Genomic DNA, 16594 nt, shown 5'->3' on the forward strand with positions numbered 1-16594 from the left:
GGAATGGCTTCGATGCCCATTCAGGTGCTTCCCCGTTTCTGGGGAACGGGGTACCGGGACGAGCGGGCATTTCCATTCAATTCAAGGACATGAAGACAAAAAATTACCGGCACTCAGCCTGGCATGAAGTGTGCGTTACCTCTTGTGAGGCGCACTCCAGCAGGTTCGGGTCATTGAATTTCAATTGCCGGCACTTGAGGTTTCAGGGAGTCCACCTTGGTTAACAAAGTACTGGTTGTCGAAGACGAACAGCTGCTTGCACAGAACCTTCAGGATTATCTGTCGGCGCAAGGGCTGGAAGTCCGGATTGCACATGACGGCGCAGAGGGAATCGGCCTGGCCGAGACTTTCGCCCCCGACGTGCTGGTGTTCGATTACCGCTTGCCCGATATGGAAGGGTTCGAGGTGCTCGACGCGGTCCGCCAGAACAGGACGTGTCATTTCGTGCTGATAACGGGTCACCCGACCGCTGAAGTCTGTGAGCGGGCGCGGCAACTGGGGGTCAGTCACATCCTGTTCAAACCGTTTCCACTGGCGGAACTGGCCCGAGCTGTCTGTGACCTTCTGGGGATCCAGCGCGAAGAGAAACCCGGTGCGAGCCCATCCGAAGGCTTCGTCGAACGACGCCAGAGCAGGACCGAGAGCTTCCCGTTGCAGTTGTACGATGGCAGTTGGGTGCTGGCGGACCGCCGACGAAACCGGTCGGAGGCCATGGCACCGGACGACGATCAAATGCTCACCGGGGAGTAATGGCGCGATAGACGTTCCGGCACTCGCCGAACCCGCCTCCCGCGCCGTCAGGGCCTCAAGCCCCGGGTGTTGGAGAGCAAGCCATGGATCGTCTGTCCGTTGTCGTCGAACCGCTGTCGGTCACTCCTCCACAGGAGGCACAGACCCCGCCCCGCTTTTCCAGTGAGCAACTGGCCCAGGCCCGGGCACGGGCCAGCACTTCCGGGGAACGGGTGCTCGATGCGCTGGCCGTGCTCTGTGAGCTGGCGCCGATGCCGTTCATTGCCAGCCTTGGCGCCACCCTGCATTACCCGGTGCTCGACACCGACACGCTGTTTCTGGCGACCCCGGTGTTCGACCGGGTCACCCTCGCGCAATGCCTCAAACGTGAATTCATCCTGCTGCGCCACAACGACGAAGTCATCGGCGTGTTCGCCGACCCCTTCGACACGTCGCGCCTGGCCTGGATCGACGAATGCCTGCACGGCGCGCCGCTGTACCTGGTGCACGCCGACGACCTCAAGGCCTATCTGGCCCGCCACGAAGAAAGCTTCCACGCCGTCGAATCGCTCAACGCCCAGGCCGATGCCGGCAGCGAGACCGACACCCTGCAAAGCCTGTCGCTGACCAGCATCAGCGAAGACTCGAGCGTGGTGGTGAAACTGGTCAACTCGACCCTGTACGACGCGCTGAAAATGCACGCCAGCGACATCCACCTCGGCACCACCGGCCATGGCCTGGTGATCAAGTACCGGATCGACGGCGTGCTGAACAACATCGGCAAGATCCAGGGCAGCGAGTTCGCCGAGCAGGTGATCTCGCGGGTCAAGGTCATGGCCGAACTGGACATCGGCGAAAAACGCGTGCCCCAGGACGGTCGCTTCAAGATCGGCATCAGCGGCCGGCAGATCGACTTCCGGGTGTCGATCATGCCGAGCATCTTCGGCGAAGACGCGGTGCTGCGGGTGCTGGACAAACAGGACCTGGCCGACAAGGTCTGCGGCGTACAACTTCAGGCGCTGGGCTTTGAAGACGAAACCCTGCGTCAATTGCGCCGTCTGGCTGCCGAACCCTACGGCATGGTGCTGGTGACCGGCCCCACCGGCAGCGGCAAGACCACCACGCTGTACGCGATGATCACCGAGATCAACCACGGTGTGGACAAGATCATCACCATCGAAGACCCGGTGGAATATCAGCTGCCGGGGGTGTTGCAAATTCCGGTCAACGAGAAGAAGGGCCTGACCTTCGCCCGTGGCCTGCGCTCGATCCTGCGTCACGACCCGGACAAGATCATGGTCGGCGAGATCCGCGACCCGGACACCGCGCAGATCGCCGTGCAATCGGCACTCACCGGGCACCTGGTGTTCACCACCATTCACGCCAACAACGTGTTCGACGTGATCGGTCGTTTTACCCAGATGGAAATCGACCCCTACAGTCTGGTGTCGGCGCTCAACGCGATTCTCGCCCAGCGCCTGATCCGGCTGGTGTGCAGCAGTTGCAGCACTCCGGTCAACCCGAGCGATGAAGAACTGCGTGCCTCGGGCCTCGATCCACAGCGAGTCGATCACTACCACTTCGTCCACGGCAAAGGCTGCGGCCACTGCCGCGGCAGCGGCTATCGCGGTCGGACGGCGATTGCCGAGCTGCTGCATCTGGACGACGAACTGCGGCAGATGATCGTCGAGCGCCAACCCATCACCCAGATCAAAGCCCTGGCCTGCGCCCGTGGTTTGCGCCTGTTGCGCGAATCGGCGCTGGAGCTGGTGGAGCACGGTCGGACCACGCTGGAGGAGATCAATCGTGTCACTTTTATCGCGTGATCAGTTTATCGCCGTGCTCGGCGCCAGCGGTGTCGGCCTCGGCCAGCGCCGGGGCAGCGACACCCTGTGGCTGGGCAGCGTCGGCTACATCGACGAAGGCTTCCAGAGCTACGCGGTGGCGCTGGACACCCTCGACCGTCTGCTCGGCGAACACACCCGCGCCGGTGCCGAGCTGAGCGTGGTGATCTCCGGCCATTTCAGCCGCTTTTGCCTGGTGCCCTGGAGCGAACAGATCAGCAGCCCTGAAGAACTGCGCGGCTTCGCCCGGTTGTGCTTCGAAGACCTGTTCGGCGCACCGACCCAACCGTGGAGTCTGGTGCTGTCGGCCGAGCCGGCCGGGCATGACCGGATCGCCAGCGCCTTGCCGCAGGATTTGCTGGAACGCCTGCGCACGCTGGTCACGGGTCGCGGCCTGCGTCTGCGCTCGGTGCAGCCGTACCTGATGACTGCGTTCAACCGCTTCGACAAAAGCCTCGACGCCGGCGACTTCCTGTTCATCGTCGCCGAACCGCAACGCAGCGTGTTGCTGCTGGCAAGGGAAGGGCGCTGGTCGTCGGTGCGCTCGGTGGGCGGCAGCGACAGCGACGCGGCACTCAGCGCGCTGATCGGTCGCGAACGGCAACTGCAAGCTTCCACCAGCGAGCGCGCCTTCAACGTTTACCTGCACGCCCCGGCACGCCTCGATGCGCAACCGGATGTGGCGGGGGTGCACCTGCGCACCCTCGAAGACGAATCGATGACCGTGCGTGACGCCTTGTACGTCATGTCCCGGGCGGTGGCCTGACATGCGCGCCTTGAACCTCGACTTCCAGCCTCGTCCGCGTTCCGGCCCGTTGGGCTGGAGCCTGTTCGGTGGCGGCGTATTCCTTGCGCTGGCGTGCTTCGGCGTGCAGCAGCACCTCGACGATCAGGCCGAACAACAGCAAGGTCACTTGCAGCACACCCAGCGCCAGCTCACCGGCGACAGCGGCGCCAAGACCACGCTGAGCCCGGCAGAAACCCGCGAGCAGGCGCAGAACCTCGCCGAAATGCGCAAGGTCTCGCAGCAACTGCGCCGCCCCTGGGAGCGCCTGTTCGCCATGCTCGAAGCCATGCCGCGCGACGACATCGCCTTGCTGACCCTGACTCCGGATGCACGCAAGGGCCAGGTGCGGATCAGCGCCGAGGCGCGGGATCTGCAAGCGATGCTGGATTTTCACAAACGGCTGGAAGCCAGTGACGAGCTGTCCGACGTGTCGCTGCTGAGCCACGAAATCGTCGTCAAATCGCCGGAGCAACCGGTGCAATTCAACCTGTCGGCGACCTGGGAGATGGGCGATGCGAATCCCTAGACTGATCGTTCACGAGTACCTGCAAGGTCTCGGTGTTCCAGGCCTGGCCGGACTGGCGCTGCTGCTGGTCACGGTTGCCTGGGCACTCGGCGGTTTGCTGCCGGGCTGGCAATCGCTGCAACAGCTCAGCCAGCAAACCCAAGAGGCCAGCGAATACCTGGCCAGGGTCGAGGACGGCAGCATCGCGCCGCCCGTGGTGCCGCAACGTCAGCTCGACGATTTTCGCAACAAACTGCCGGCCCAGCCGCAAGCCACAGTCGCCATCGACCGCATCTACGCCCTGGCCGCGCAGGAACACATCACCCTGGCGCGCGGCGAATACGCCCTCGGCGTCGATCCCAAGACGCATCTGGCGCGCTACCAGATCCTGTTGCCGGTGCGCGGCAGCTACCCGCAACTGCGCCGCTTCCTGCATGCCTTGCTCGGCCAGTTGCCGGCGGTGGTGGTGGAGGACGTCGAGTTTCAGCGCAAGAAAATCGCCGACACCGACCTCAGCGGCCGGATCCGTATGACCCTCTATCTGTCGAGGTCGTGATGGACAGCAAACGCATAACCGGCTGGGTGGCGTTCTTCGGCGTGGCGGCGGCGCTGGCCTGGTTGCCGGAATATTTCTCGCCGAGCGACGAGGCGGATTCGACCGAGGTTGCCGTGGCCAGCCCGGCGAAAACCACTGCCCGTGGCGCCTTGCCCGCCAGCAGCGCCAAGGCGAATGCGGCGCCGATCAAGGACCTGAGCCCGGCCGGCGATCTGTTTGCGAGCAAATCCTGGAAGGCCGCGCCGACTTTGGCGACGGTCACCGAACAAGCGATCAACCCGACCCCGGTGGTGCAAGCCCCGAGCCTGCCACCGGTGCCGTTCCAGTTCGTCGGCAGGCTGCATGACCGCAGCGACCTGCAGGTGTTTTTGCAGGACGGCGAGAAAATCTACGTCGTGCGCAGCGGGGATGTGATCGACGACACCTGGAAGATTGCGGCGATTTCCGATCTGGAGCTGAGCCTGGTCTACCTGCCTTTGCATTTGTCGCAGACCTTGTCTGTGGGGAGTACGCAATGAACAGATCCCGTTTGCTGATGAGCCTGGGCCTGTGTGCCGGGCTGGCCGCGTGCAGTTCCGCGCAGGTCGCCAACAAGGAAGCCGCCGACCTGATCGATCAGGGGCAGTACGAGGCGGGCCTGGCCCGGATCGAGGAAGGCTTGCGGGAAAATCCGCGCGACACCGAGCTGCACCTGCTGCTCAACAGCGGCCGGGCCAAGGCAATCACTGCGCTGTTGACCTCCGGCGACACCGACCGCGCCCGCCGCGATTTCGCTTCGGCGCGTACCGCCTACAACCGCGTGCTGACCATCGAGCCCAACAACCGCCGCGCCCAGGACGCGCTGCGTCAGCTCGAATACTTGCGCAGCATGGACGAAAAGATCGAACTGGCCCGTGGCGACCTGCGCCGGGGTGACATTTACGGCGCCGACCGCCAGGTGAAACAGGTACTCGAACTCGACCCGACCAACGAAGGCGCGCTGGAGCTGCAAGGCAATATTCGTCTGGTGCAGAGCCGCAACGTGGTCCAGTACCCGCAACTGCGCACCCGGCTCGACCGCCCCGTAACCCTGGAATTTCGCGACGCCAACCTCAAGACCATTTTCGAAGTGCTGTCGCAGGTCGCCGGCCTGAACTTCATCTTCGACAAGGACCTGCGCCCGGACATGAAAGCCACGATCTTCGTGCGTGACGTGCGCATCGAAGACGCCGTGCAACTGCTGCTGCAACAGAACCAGTTGCACCAGAAAGTGGTGAACGAAAACACCTTGCTGATCTTTCCGGACTCGCCGCAGAAGCTGAAGGACTATCAAGAGCTGGTGATGCGCACCTTCTACCTGACCAGCATCGACGCCAACACCGCGCTGAACATGATCAAAACCATGCTCAAGACCCGCGACGTGTTCGTCGACGAACGCCTCAACACCCTGACCATGCGTGACACCGAAGACGCGGTGCGCATGGCCGAGAAACTCCTGCAATCGCAAGACCAGTCCAACCCCGAAGTGGTGCTGGAAGTGGAAGTGATGGAAGTCGCCACCCAGCGCATTCTCGACCTCGGCCTGCAATGGCCGAACACCTTCGGGGTGGTCAACAGCGACGGTTCGGCGGTGACCATTCTCGATCAACTGAAGGGCATTAACTCCAGCCGGATTTCGATCTCGCCGTCGCCGCAAGCCAAGATCAATGCGCAGGACAACGACATCAACACCCTGGCCAGCCCGGTGATCCGCGTCAGCAACCGCGAACAGGCGCGCATCCATATCGGTCAGCGGGTGCCGATCATCAGCGCCACCTCGGTGCCTTCGACTCAAGGCCCGGTGATCACCGAAAGCGTGACCTACCTCGACGTCGGCCTGAAGCTCGAAGTGCAGCCGACCGTGCACCTGAACAACGAAGTGGCGATCAAGATTGCTCTGGAAGTGAGTAACGCCACACCGCTGGAACCGACTCGCCAGGGGACGATTCCGGTGCAGGTCGATACCCGCAACGCCCAGACCTCGCTGCGTCTGCATGACGGCGAAACCCAGATCCTCGCCGGCCTGATGCGCAACGACCACGGCGCCACCGGCAACAAGATTCCGGGCCTCGGCGACATTCCCGGTCTGGGCCGGCTGTTCGGCAGCAACAAGGACACCATCGGCAAATCGGAACTGGTGCTCTCGATCACCCCACGGATCGTGCGCAACCTGCCGTACCAGAGCCCGTCGGACATGGAATTCCCGACCGGTACCGAAACCAGCATGCACATTCAGGCGCCGGACCGTTCGCAGAACTACACCATGCCAGCGCCTGCCGCGCAGCCTCGTGCAGTCGGTGAAGCGGCCGTGGCAACCACTCACGTGACCGTCGAGAAGCCTTGATCATGAACGCCTCCCAGCGCGGTTTTACCTTGATCGAAGTCGTGGTGACGCTGGCCCTGATCGGCCTGCTGGCCGGCATGGCCGCGCCGCTGACCGAAACCCTGGTACGGCGTGGCAAGGAGCAGGAACTGCGCACCGCGCTGTATCAGATCCGCGATGGCATCGACGCCTACAAGCGTGCCTTCGATGCCGGCTACATCGAGAAATCCCTGAACAGCAGCGGCTATCCGCCGAACCTGAAAGTGCTGGTCGAAGGCGTGCGCGACGTGCGCAGCGCCAAGGGGGCGAAGTTCTATTTTCTGCGCCGGATACCGCGGGATCCGCTGGTGCGGGCCAAGCGTGACGACAACGGCGGTTGGGGCCTGCGGGCCTACAACAGTTCGGCCCAGAACCCGCGCGATGGCGAGGACGTGTTCGACGTCTACTCCCATGCCCGGGGCAAGGGTCTCAACGGCATCGCGTACCGCGAGTGGTGACTCTCATGCGCCGGGAAAAGGGGTTTACCTTGCTCGAGCTGATGGTGGTGATGGCGATCATCGCGACCCTGATGACCATCGCCTTGCCGCGCTACTTCAACAGCCTTGAGGCCTCGAAAGAGACCACATTGCACCAGAGCCTGTCGGCCATGCGCGAGGCGCTGGATCACTACTACGGCGACACCGGGCGCTATCCCGATTCCATCGAGCAACTGGTGGAGATGCGTTACCTGCGCAACGCGCCGCTGGACCCGATCACCGAACGCAATGACCAATGGGTGCTGATCGCTCCACCGGACGGCGTGGCGGGCGGCGTTGCCGACATCAAGAGCGGAGCTACCGGGAGGGCGCGCGATGGCAGCCAGTATTCCGAGTGGTAAGCACGCGGAGCAGGGTGGGTTCACCTACCTGGGCGTGCTGTTCCTGATCGTGATCATGGGCATGGGCCTGGCCAGTGCCGGCGAGTTGTGGTCGACCGTGTCGCGCCGCGATCGCGAGAAGCAACTGCTGTGGGTCGGCACCCAATACGCCCAGGCGCTGCGCAGCTACTACCGCAGTTCGCCGGGGCTGGCGCAGTACCCGAAAGAACTGGTGGACCTGCTCGATGACGAGCGTTTTCCCGAGGCGCGTCACCATATCCGCCAACTCTATCCAGACCCGATCGGTGGCGGCGAATGGGCACTGCAACGCGGCTTCGACGGGCGCATCACCGGCATCAACAGTGCCTCCACCGAGGTGCCGTTGAAGCAGGCGGACTTCCCGGCGCAGTGGTCGGATTTCGAGGGCATGCAGCGTTATTCGGACTGGCAGTTCGTGGCCGAGAAAGCCTTTCTCGATGGCGCCGGCTCCGGCAGCGGGGGGCCGGCCAAAGGCCAGTCGGCCCTGCCGCAGGCGTTGCAGCCATGAACGCAAAAGGGTGGTGCGCGTTGATCCTCTCGCTAGCGGCGGCCTGCGCCATCGCCAGCGAGGAAGACGAAATGATGGGCTTCATCGTCGACGACACGATCTCGCACATCGGCCACGACTTTTACTACTCGTTCAGCGAACGCCTGCGCGACACCAGCCGCATGGATTTCAACCTGGTGGTGCGCGAGCGCCCCGACGCGCGCTGGGGCAGCCTTGTGACCGTCGAATATCAACAACGCCTGGTGTATCGGCGCTTCCTGCCGCCGAACACCGTGGAACTGAAGGACGAGGCCTACGAGGCCGCCGACTCGGTTCGCCTGGAGGTCGTCCGGCGCAAGCTGGAAGCCCTGTTGCAGGACACCACCGACCTTGAGAAGGACGAACTATGAACACGACAACGTTCTCACGGCGCAGCGGATTCTGGATCTCGGGGTTGTTGATCGGGCTTGCCAGCGCCGCTGCCGTCCAGGCCACCGAACTGGTCTACACGCCGGTCAACCCGTCGTTCGGCGGCAACCCGCTCAACGGCACCTGGCTGCTCAACAACGCCCAGGCACAAAACGACCACGACGATCCGGATCTCAAGAAGCGCTCGACGGTGGCCGGCACCTCGGCACTCGAACGTTTCACCAGTCAATTGCAGTCGCGGTTGCTGGGGCAACTGCTGGACAACATCTCCACCGGCAACACGGGGAGCCTGTCTACCGACGCTTTTATCGTCAACGTCGTTGATGACTCGGGGGCACTCACGATTGAAGTGACCGACCGAGCGAGTGGCGAAGTTTCCGAAATTCAGGTGAACGGCCTCAATCCATGACGGGATGACGGTTCCGGGGAGTGATGGACATGAAAAAAATAATCGCGCTAGGGCTGATGTTGGCAGCATTACAAGGGTGCAGTCTGCGCGAGCCGATGCCGGCCGAGCAGGACACCGAGACCCCGACCCTGACCCCCAGGGCCTCGACTTATTACGACTTGCTGAAAATGCCGCGACCCAAGGGCCGGCTGATGGCGGTGGTGTACGGCTTCCGTGACCAGACCGGGCAGTACAAACCGACGCCGGCGAGTTCGTTTTCCACCAGCGTCACCCAGGGCGCGGCGTCGATGCTGATGGACGCGATGCAGGCCAGTGGCTGGTTTGTGGTGCTTGAGCGGGAAGGGCTGCAGAACCTGCTGACGGAACGCAAGATCATTCGGGCGTCGCAGAAGAAGCCGAATACGCCGGTGAATATTCAGGGTGAGCTGCCACCGTTGCAGGCGGCGAACATGATGCTCGAGGGCGGGATCATCGCTTACGACACCAACGTGCGCAGCGGTGGGGAAGGCGCGCGGTATCTGGGGATTGATCTGACCCGGGAGTATCGGGTGGATCAGGTGACTGTGAATTTGCGCGCGGTGGATGTGCGCAGCGGGCAGGTGTTGGCGAATGTGATGACCAGCAAGACGATTTATTCGGTGGCACGCAGTGCCGGGGTGTTCAAGTTTATCGAGTTCAAGAAGTTGCTTGAGGCTGAGGCGGGGTACACGACCAATGAGCCGGCTCAGCTTTGTGTGTTGTCGGCGATCGAGGCGGCGGTGGGGCATTTGCTGGCGCAGGGGATTGAGCGGCGGTTGTGGCAGGTGGCGGGGGATGCTTCTACGCCTTCGCAGGATGATGTTTTGAATCGCTACCTGACTCAGAACAAGGTGGATCCGGAGGCTGAGTGAACTTGGCGGCCTTCGGGCCGGCCAGGTTCTTTGGGTCGTTTTGGGTACATATCCGTTTCTTCGGGTGTTGCCACTGGCGGTTCCGCCCTTACGGCGGGTCACTTTGGCAAACGCCCCAAAGTAACCAAAGGTCTGGGCCCCGGCGTTCGGCCCCTCGCTGGGGCTCGGGGTTCCTTCGCTCCGGGATTCATCCGGGGGCATCGCCTCCGGTTTGCTTCGCTGCACCTCCTCTCGATGTGTTTGGCTTCGCCAAACGGTCGCTGCGCTCCCACCCCCGGATAAATCCCTCCACTCAGCCTGCCGAAGGGGCCGGTACGTCAAAAGCGGTACTCGAGCTAACGCTCATTGTGTTGAGTGGTGAGAAGCAAAAGCTGGAGCCGGGTTGTTTGGCTCCTGCTTTTCTGTGGGAGCGAGCTTGCTCGCGATGGCGGCCTGACAGCCGACCGATCACTTTCGGGTGTACGTGAGGCTTGTGTGGTAGCGAGCGTCCGCACTCGATTGATCGTTCCCACGCTCCGCGTGGGAATGCAGCCCGGGACGCTCCGCGTTCCATTCTCGAATGTTTAAAAGTTGTTTCGGTTTTGCCGATCCTTCCCACAAGGTTTTCAGGTTGTCCGTCGGAAGCGTGGGCTCTAGCCTGTTTCGGTCACTGCCAATTCAGCGATCGGGATTGGAAACCCCGATGAGAACCGAGCGCACAAGCGCTTTTCATAACGTATGCTTGCGCACCTTGAAAAGTGTGCACTCCGTTATGGCGGCTGTGCGCGGGAGACCTTCGGGTCAACCGGGTTCTCCGTTCCCCGGGTTTCCAGCCTGCGTACAGCTGCCACCCCTTCGTTCGGAAACCGAATGGGCCAGCTTCATTTCAGGATCGGAGATTCACCATGTTCAAACCAACACCCAACCCACCCGAAGCCACTCTCGAAACCGACCCAACCTCCCCATACACCTCCATCAACTCCAAAAAACTCCACGAAGCCGCCGAACGCGCCCTTGATCATTACCTCTGCCCCGGCGCCCACATCATGGGCAGCGTCAACGAACCCGCCCCGATGTACCTCGCCAACCCGGCCTACAACACCGAATCCCTGCTCGCCAACGCCAGTGAATCCCTGGGCTCGGCCAGCGAAATGCTCAACAACTTCGCCGCTACCCTCGACCCGGCCCACCGCAAGACCGCCCTGGGCATCGCGCAGATCCTCATGCTGGGTGAACTGGCCGTGAATCAGGCCTTGGATCACGTCGAACTGAAGGGCTGATCCAGCACATCCCCAATAAAAAAAACGCGGCCCAGTAATGGGTCGCGTTTTTCACATTCAAACTGGAGCCACCATGAATCCCCTGATTTCAGAAGTCGTTGCGGACTTCGAAAGCGAAGAGCAGGCCGCCAGCTACGACCGCTGGTTGATTGCCAAAGTACAGGCTTCAATCGATGACCCACGACCCAGCATTCCGAATGAGCAGGTGATTGCTGAAATGTCGGCCCTGATGGAGGAAAAACGAAGAAAGCTTGAGGCGATATAAGTGCTTTGCGTTGCTGACGGCAAGAAGGCTCGAGCCGCTATAAATCGCATATTTCATCTCAATTAGCTGAGTACTGAGATACAAAAAAACCGTACTTCCACGGGAAGCACGGTTTTTCGTGTTGATACGAGGACGCGATCTTAACTGGGGTCGCGTCGAGGGTATTCCTGACGCGCATGCAAGATGCTCACAATCTCAATTCGGTCCGCCACTTGATAAACGACGAGATAGTTCGGGCTTACCACAATCTCCCGAGTGCCGGGAGAGCGACCTTTGCGATACAGGTGTGGATGCCAAGGAAGCGCAGATGTAGTTTTTACGACTGACTTGTGAAGTGCTGTCGCCGCTACAAAATTTCGCTCGCCAATGTACTTCAGTATTTTCGAGAGTTCGACCCGAGCCTTGGGTCGCCACTTAATCTGCATCAGCGCTTTTGCGCATTGATTCCATCAAGGCGTTTATTTCCGCCATCACTTGCTCATGGGGAATACTCGGACGCGGATCATCGAGAGAGGCCTGTACTTCGGCCCGAAACCAACGGTCATAACTCGCAGCCTGCTCCTCGGGAGCAAGATCCGAAACAACCGGGCACAGTGGGTCGATCAAAGACGGGTCGATCATGGAACCTCCGGGTTTGGTGCCTGGAAGTCTATTCGCTAACGGTATCGCTGTCGTCGCTGTCTGGATGAATTGCATGTTGGCCAAGCTCCATGAGGATCAAGTTGTCCCGGCAAATCCTAGAGCCTGCACTTCCGACGGCCAACCGCCAGAATTCGTCAGAAAAGTCCCCGATTTTCTGAAAACGGTATGTTTTCCGTAGGACGCCACTCAAGCGTCAGCGCAAAAAAAAACCGCGACCCTCAACAGGTCGCGGTTTTCCAACACCCAACCCTTACTGCTGCAACACTGTCGCCTGGTTAGCCGACCCGAACTGTTGAATATTCGCGGTCTGCGTCATCCCGCTCTGATCCACATTGGCAATGTTCCCGGTCCCGCCCTGGGTCACGTACGCCACGTTCATGGTGTCAGCCTGTTTCACGGTGATCATGTTGTCGCTGCCGTACAGCTGCGCGGTGTAGGCCTGGTTGCCGGTGCCGGATTGATCGAATTCGGCGCTGTTGCCCGAGCCGTTCGACGAGCCCTGAACCAGGTTGGTGGTGCCGCGCTGGTCGGCGATGAGGATGTTGTCGCTGCCGTTCTGATCGAAGTACAGCTCGTTGTAGGAGTCCGCCTGGCTGACCGTGGTTTTGTTGCCGGTCCCGGTCTGGTTGGTGGTCATGATGTGGCCGACGCCGTCCTGGGTGAAGCTGGCGATGTTGCCGTTGCCGGCCTGATTGACCGTCGCACGCTGGTTGCTGCCGAACTGGCCGCCGTGTTGCGGGCCTTTCCAGTTGCTGGCGTAGACCTTGTTGTCGTTGCCCACCGAGGTGGCGTTGAGGGTGTGGCTGTCGCCGTTCTGGTAGGTGTAATGCACGTTGCCGTTGCCGACTTGATAGAGCGACAGCGTCGAGTTGACCGACTCGAACTGGTCGGCATAGATGGCGTTGGTGTTGCCGACCTGGGTGACGGCGGCGGTGTTGTTTTCGCCATAGCTCTGGTCGACCACGGTTTCGTTGCTGTCGCCATACTGGTTGACGGTGGCCTGGCTGGCCAGTTGCGAGTCTTGCCAGATTTCGCTGCCGTTGAGGTTGCCGAACTGGTTGATGGTGATGTTGCCGCCGGTGCCGTTGCGCTGGTCGCCATAGGCGTAGTTGGTTTCACCGGCCTGGTTGATGCCGATCTGGCCGCCGTTGTGCAGTACTTGTTCGGCGGTGCCGTAGTTGGCGGTGCCGTATTGGGTAATCACCGAGCTGTTGCCGGTGCCTTCGTACAGTTGCTCGATGTTGGCTTCGTTGCTGTCGCCTAACTGGAAGGTCTTGCCTTCGCTGCCGTTCTGCGAGTCCTGGTAGACGAACGAGAAGTTGCCGGTGCCTTGCTGTTGTTGCAGGTCCTGGTTGCCGGCGCCGAAACCGAGGGACTGGCTGGCGTGGGCGGTGTTGAAGGCGCCGGTCTGTTGTTGGGTGATGGTGCTGTTGTCTTCATACAGCTGTTCGGCGTAACCGGCGTTGTAGTCGCCGACCGCGTCCTGAGTGATGACGCTGGTGGCGGTGTCTTGCACGGCGGCGGCGTTGTTGCCCTGGCCCAGTTGGGTCTGGGTCGCGGTGCTGAACGGGGCCTGGGTCTGCTTCACATCAGCGATGTTGGCGGTGCCGAGCTGGCTCTGGGTGGAAATGCTGTCGTCGGCCATGGCCTGGGCACTGATCATGACCAGGATGGCGGCGGTGAGGGGCGTCAGTTTGAACATGATGAACTCTCCGATGATTGCAGTGCTTAGCGATATTGCTTGACCGAAACGCTCATGCCGTTGCCCGACTGGGTCACGGCGCTTTGCAGCCCCGTGCCTGCCTGCTCGATGCTGGCGTCGTTGTTGTTGCCGTTTTGCGAAATCTGCGCACGGTTGTGGCTGCCGGTTTGCGTGATGGACGCGGCGTTGCCGGAGCCGTTTTGGGTGATCAAGGCCATCAGGTCGCTGCCTTGTTGCAGGATGTACGCCTCCTGATTGCTGCCCGACTGCACGATTCTGCCCAGCAGCGACTGACCGTTCTGCGAGAGCAGGGCAAGGTTGACCTGGCCGTTCTGGTCGATCAGGGCTTGCTGGCCCACGGGGGGCGGCAGTTCGCCGAGATCGGCGCTGTTGGGCGCCAGGTCATCGTTTTCCATCAGGTCGTCGGCGCGCACGCCCGCACTGACGCACAGGGCGAGCAGGCAAAGCAGGGCGGCGGTCGGCGTGTTCATGGCGTTGTCCTGTGTTTTCCTGAATCCGAAATCCGGGCTGAGCGGGCCCCACCCACTGCGCATTGAACGATGTGGGGTGGGTGGGGCACGGGCTCAGAGCGTGGTCACCGATACGGTGCGAACGGTGCCCTGGGACGAACGGATGGTGGCGGTCGGGTTGGCCGACGGCACGACCAGCGTGTTGTTCAGCGTCAGCCGCCAGCGTCCGGTCACCGGTACCGTGGTGCTACCCAGCGTTACCAACCCGTTCGGGGTGGTGACCTGCACGGTGATGGTGTTGCCGGTGGTCACCGAGGAGGTCCCGGCGAAGTCCCAGTTGAAGCGTCCGCCGGAGCGGGCCTGCACGGTCGAGGTGGTGATCGTGAAGGTTTCCGCCGCTGGCCGTGGCGACACCTGCACCGTGACGGTCGCCGGCGTCGACTGGGCGCCGAAGCTGTCCCGGGCGATGTAGGTGAAGGTCGTGGTGAAGGCCGTGGTCACGGTGGCCGGTGGGGTGTAGGTGATCACCGTACCGTCGGTGCTGACCGTGCCGCGTCCTGCCGGCGGTTGGGTCAGGCTGGCGACGCCCAGCGGTGTGTTGCCTTCCGGATCGGTGTCGTTGGCCAGGACGTTGATCGGGATTGCGACACCCAGCGTGGCAACGCTGTCGGCGACGGCGGTCGGTGGCCGGTTGGGCGCGACGGAGATCGTCACGGTCGCCGGGTTGGCCGAGGCCAGGCCTTTGCTGTCCTGGGCCTTGTAGGTGAAGGTGGTGGTCAGCGGAGTGTTGACCACGGCTGGCGGGGTGTAGACCACCGAGGTGGTGCCGCTCAGCGCGACGGTGCCCTGGCCTGCGGCCGGTTGCGTCAGCGCGGTAATGGTCAGCGGCACGTTGTTGTCCGGGTCGCTGTCGTTGGTCAACAGGCTGAGGGTGATCGGCACGCCGAAGCTGGTGCTGCCGGTGTCTGCAACGGCTAGCGGTGCCTGGTTCTCGCCGGTGTCCGGTGCGGTACCGACCACCACCACTGGCTCGGTGTCGCTGCCGCCGGCGGCGGACTTGACCGTGACGGTGGCCGGAGGCTGGGTCAGGTCGGCCACGGTGATTTTTTGCAAAGTCCCGGATTTCGAAAGGCGTCCGTAACCTTGCGCGACCATGTCCGGCACCGCGACTTCATCGGTCGAGGTGGCTTCGATCAACAGGCTATGGTTGGCCCAGCTGTAGCGGGCGGTCTGGATTTTCACCACGTCGGTGAGCTTGGCCGAAACGGCGGTCGGACGGGTCGTGCCGGCCGGGTTGGTCGCGGTCACGACCACCACCGACGGCAGGGTACCGGTGCCCAGACGCTGGCCGAAGAACAGCCCGTTGTTGTCACCCAGCAGGCTGGTCTGGCACGGCGTCGGCGGTGGGCCGGGCAGCAACGCCAACGTTTCACGGAAGCACAGGGTCGAGCTGCTGTCGGCCTCGGCGAACACCTCGGCGCGCACACCGGCCGAAGTACGGCGATAAGTGGCGCGGTCGACGGCGACATGGGTCTGTTGCCGGTTGTCGAGGACCTTGCCGGCGACCGTGAACAGGTTGGTCTGAATCGAGCCGGCACCCGACGGACCATCGATCCGCAGGAAGTTGGTGTTGAACGGGCTGCCGGTCACCGCTTCGGTGAGGTTCGGGTCGCCGACAAAGGTTTCGATGCCGCCGGTGTCCGGGTTCACTTCGGTGTACGGGCCGTTGATGCTGCGCAGGAATGGGCCGATGGCCCCGTTGAGCGCACCGCTGAAGTTGCCCGGGGCGCCGATACCGACGTCCTTGGTGATGTTGATTGCCCGCCGGCCCGGCGTGGTGACATTGACGGTTTCAACACCGTACGGGTGGGTGATGGTGTAGGTGCCGGCCACCGGGACGTTCACCCGGATGCGGATCCGCGCGAAGCTTTGCTGATCGCCATCGACCGGATTTCCCGAGGCGAACGCCGCTTCGATACCGGCCACGTAGGCATCCACGCCGAAACCGGCGCCGTTGTTCGGGATGTTGGTTTCCGCCAGGAACCAGAAGGCTTCCGGTGGCCAGTTGTCGGGAAACACCATCGGCAGTGTGTCATCGAACACGCCCGGTTCCGGCAGCAGGGTGCACATGTACGCCGGCGGGGTGCTGACCGGCACCCGCGAACTGGCGGCGCGGGACTGGCAGAGCTCCATCGACAGTTGATTGTTGTCCTGGTACCACATCGGGAATTTCCCGGTGGCGAAGGTGTAGGGGCCGGGATCGACGGCGGCCAGTTGCGCGAACGCACTGCCGGTCAGCGAGATTGTCAGCCCGAGCGCGTTGAGCGCGAAACGTGGCCACTTGTTCATGATGCCTCCTGATGCGGATCTGGGCATGTGAGCGT

At 62.4% G+C, this 16594-nt stretch carries 20 protein-coding genes; 15 read left to right on the plus strand and 5 right to left on the minus strand.

Going from position 1 to position 16594, the window contains the following annotated elements; translation table 11 throughout:
- The first annotated feature begins 216 nt into the window (after positions 1-216).
- The 15 genes from CAF79_RS16015 (at position 217) to CAF79_RS16085 (ending at position 11396) form a co-directional block, all read left to right on the plus strand.
- Positions 217-750, plus strand: coding sequence for a response regulator (locus CAF79_RS16015; protein WP_085698586.1), 534 nt, complete (start codon positions 217-219; stop codon positions 748-750).
- A gap of 83 nt (positions 751-833) precedes the next feature.
- A complete protein-coding gene (locus tag CAF79_RS16020; RefSeq protein WP_085698587.1) occupies positions 834-2555 on the plus strand; it encodes a GspE/PulE family protein in 1722 nt (573 codons plus the stop codon).
- On the plus strand, positions 2536-3339 hold the full coding sequence (locus CAF79_RS16025) for a hypothetical protein (protein WP_085698588.1): 804 nt from the start codon (positions 2536-2538) through the stop codon (positions 3337-3339). The genes CAF79_RS16020 and CAF79_RS16025 overlap by 20 nt, the downstream gene beginning before the upstream one ends.
- A gap of 1 nt (position 3340) precedes the next feature.
- Positions 3341-3886, plus strand: a complete 546-nt coding sequence (locus tag CAF79_RS16030) for a PilN domain-containing protein (RefSeq protein ID WP_085698589.1) — start codon at positions 3341-3343, stop codon at positions 3884-3886.
- Positions 3873-4421 carry a GspMb/PilO family protein gene (locus tag CAF79_RS16035; RefSeq protein WP_085698590.1) on the plus strand — a complete coding sequence of 183 codons (549 nt, stop codon included), beginning with the start codon at positions 3873-3875 and terminating at the stop codon, positions 4419-4421. Before CAF79_RS16030 ends, CAF79_RS16035 begins: the two co-directional genes overlap by 14 nt.
- Positions 4421-4939 (plus strand): hypothetical protein, encoded by a 519-nt coding sequence (locus tag CAF79_RS16040; protein WP_085698591.1) that lies wholly within the window; start codon positions 4421-4423, stop codon positions 4937-4939. Before CAF79_RS16035 ends, CAF79_RS16040 begins: the two co-directional genes overlap by 1 nt.
- Positions 4936-6783 carry a secretin N-terminal domain-containing protein gene (locus CAF79_RS16045; RefSeq protein ID WP_085698592.1) on the plus strand — a complete coding sequence of 616 codons (1848 nt, stop codon included), beginning with the start codon at positions 4936-4938 and terminating at the stop codon, positions 6781-6783. Before CAF79_RS16040 ends, CAF79_RS16045 begins: the two co-directional genes overlap by 4 nt.
- Positions 6784-6785: 2 nt before the next feature.
- Positions 6786-7259, plus strand: a complete 474-nt coding sequence (locus tag CAF79_RS16050) for a type II secretion system protein (protein WP_085698593.1) — start codon at positions 6786-6788, stop codon at positions 7257-7259.
- A 5-nt stretch (positions 7260-7264) separates the two neighbouring features.
- Entirely contained in the window at positions 7265-7639 is a 375-nt protein-coding gene (locus tag CAF79_RS16055) for a type II secretion system protein (RefSeq protein ID WP_011333435.1), read from the plus strand.
- Positions 7614-8165 (plus strand): type II secretion system protein, encoded by a 552-nt coding sequence (locus CAF79_RS16060; RefSeq protein WP_085698594.1) that lies wholly within the window; start codon positions 7614-7616, stop codon positions 8163-8165. The genes CAF79_RS16055 and CAF79_RS16060 overlap by 26 nt, the downstream gene beginning before the upstream one ends.
- Entirely contained in the window at positions 8162-8554 is a 393-nt protein-coding gene (gene csgE / locus CAF79_RS16065; protein ID WP_085698595.1) for a curli production assembly/transport protein CsgE, read from the plus strand. Before CAF79_RS16060 ends, csgE begins: the two co-directional genes overlap by 4 nt.
- Positions 8551-8982 (plus strand): curli assembly protein CsgF, encoded by a 432-nt coding sequence (locus tag CAF79_RS16070; protein ID WP_007956141.1) that lies wholly within the window; start codon positions 8551-8553, stop codon positions 8980-8982. Before csgE ends, CAF79_RS16070 begins: the two co-directional genes overlap by 4 nt.
- 29 nt (positions 8983-9011) lie before the next feature.
- Positions 9012-9872, plus strand: a complete 861-nt coding sequence (locus CAF79_RS16075) for a CsgG/HfaB family protein (protein ID WP_085698596.1) — start codon at positions 9012-9014, stop codon at positions 9870-9872.
- An 884-nt stretch (positions 9873-10756) separates the two neighbouring features.
- Positions 10757-11131 carry a DUF6124 family protein gene (locus CAF79_RS16080; protein WP_085698597.1) on the plus strand — a complete coding sequence of 125 codons (375 nt, stop codon included), beginning with the start codon at positions 10757-10759 and terminating at the stop codon, positions 11129-11131.
- 73 nt (positions 11132-11204) lie between these two features.
- Positions 11205-11396: an antitoxin gene (locus tag CAF79_RS16085; protein WP_085698598.1), complete on the plus strand. Its 192-nt coding sequence runs from the start codon at positions 11205-11207 to the stop codon at positions 11394-11396.
- 140 nt (positions 11397-11536) lie between these two features.
- On the opposite strand, the gene CAF79_RS16090 is transcribed toward CAF79_RS16085, so the two are convergent.
- From CAF79_RS16090 to CAF79_RS16110, 5 genes are all read right to left on the minus strand, one after another.
- The gene (locus tag CAF79_RS16090) at positions 11537-11821 is read right to left on the minus strand and encodes a type II toxin-antitoxin system RelE/ParE family toxin (RefSeq protein WP_080770598.1); all 285 of its coding nucleotides are present in this window, start codon (positions 11819-11821) and stop codon (positions 11537-11539) included.
- Positions 11811-12017 carry a hypothetical protein gene (locus tag CAF79_RS16095; protein ID WP_039767856.1) on the minus strand — a complete coding sequence of 69 codons (207 nt, stop codon included), beginning with the start codon at positions 12015-12017 and terminating at the stop codon, positions 11811-11813. Before CAF79_RS16095 ends, CAF79_RS16090 begins: the two co-directional genes overlap by 11 nt.
- Positions 12018-12288: 271 nt before the next feature.
- Positions 12289-13740, minus strand: coding sequence for a curlin (locus CAF79_RS16100; RefSeq protein ID WP_085698599.1), 1452 nt, complete (start codon positions 13738-13740; stop codon positions 12289-12291).
- 26 nt (positions 13741-13766) lie between these two features.
- Entirely contained in the window at positions 13767-14231 is a 465-nt protein-coding gene (locus CAF79_RS16105; RefSeq protein WP_064595177.1) for a curlin, read from the minus strand.
- A gap of 93 nt (positions 14232-14324) precedes the next feature.
- Positions 14325-16559, minus strand: coding sequence for an Ig-like domain-containing protein (locus CAF79_RS16110; protein WP_085698600.1), 2235 nt, complete (start codon positions 16557-16559; stop codon positions 14325-14327).
- Positions 16560-16594 lie beyond the last annotated feature (35 nt).

It is taken from the genome of Pseudomonas sp. B26(2017), assembly GCF_002113045.1.
Classification (GTDB): Bacteria; Pseudomonadota; Gammaproteobacteria; order Pseudomonadales; family Pseudomonadaceae; genus Aquipseudomonas.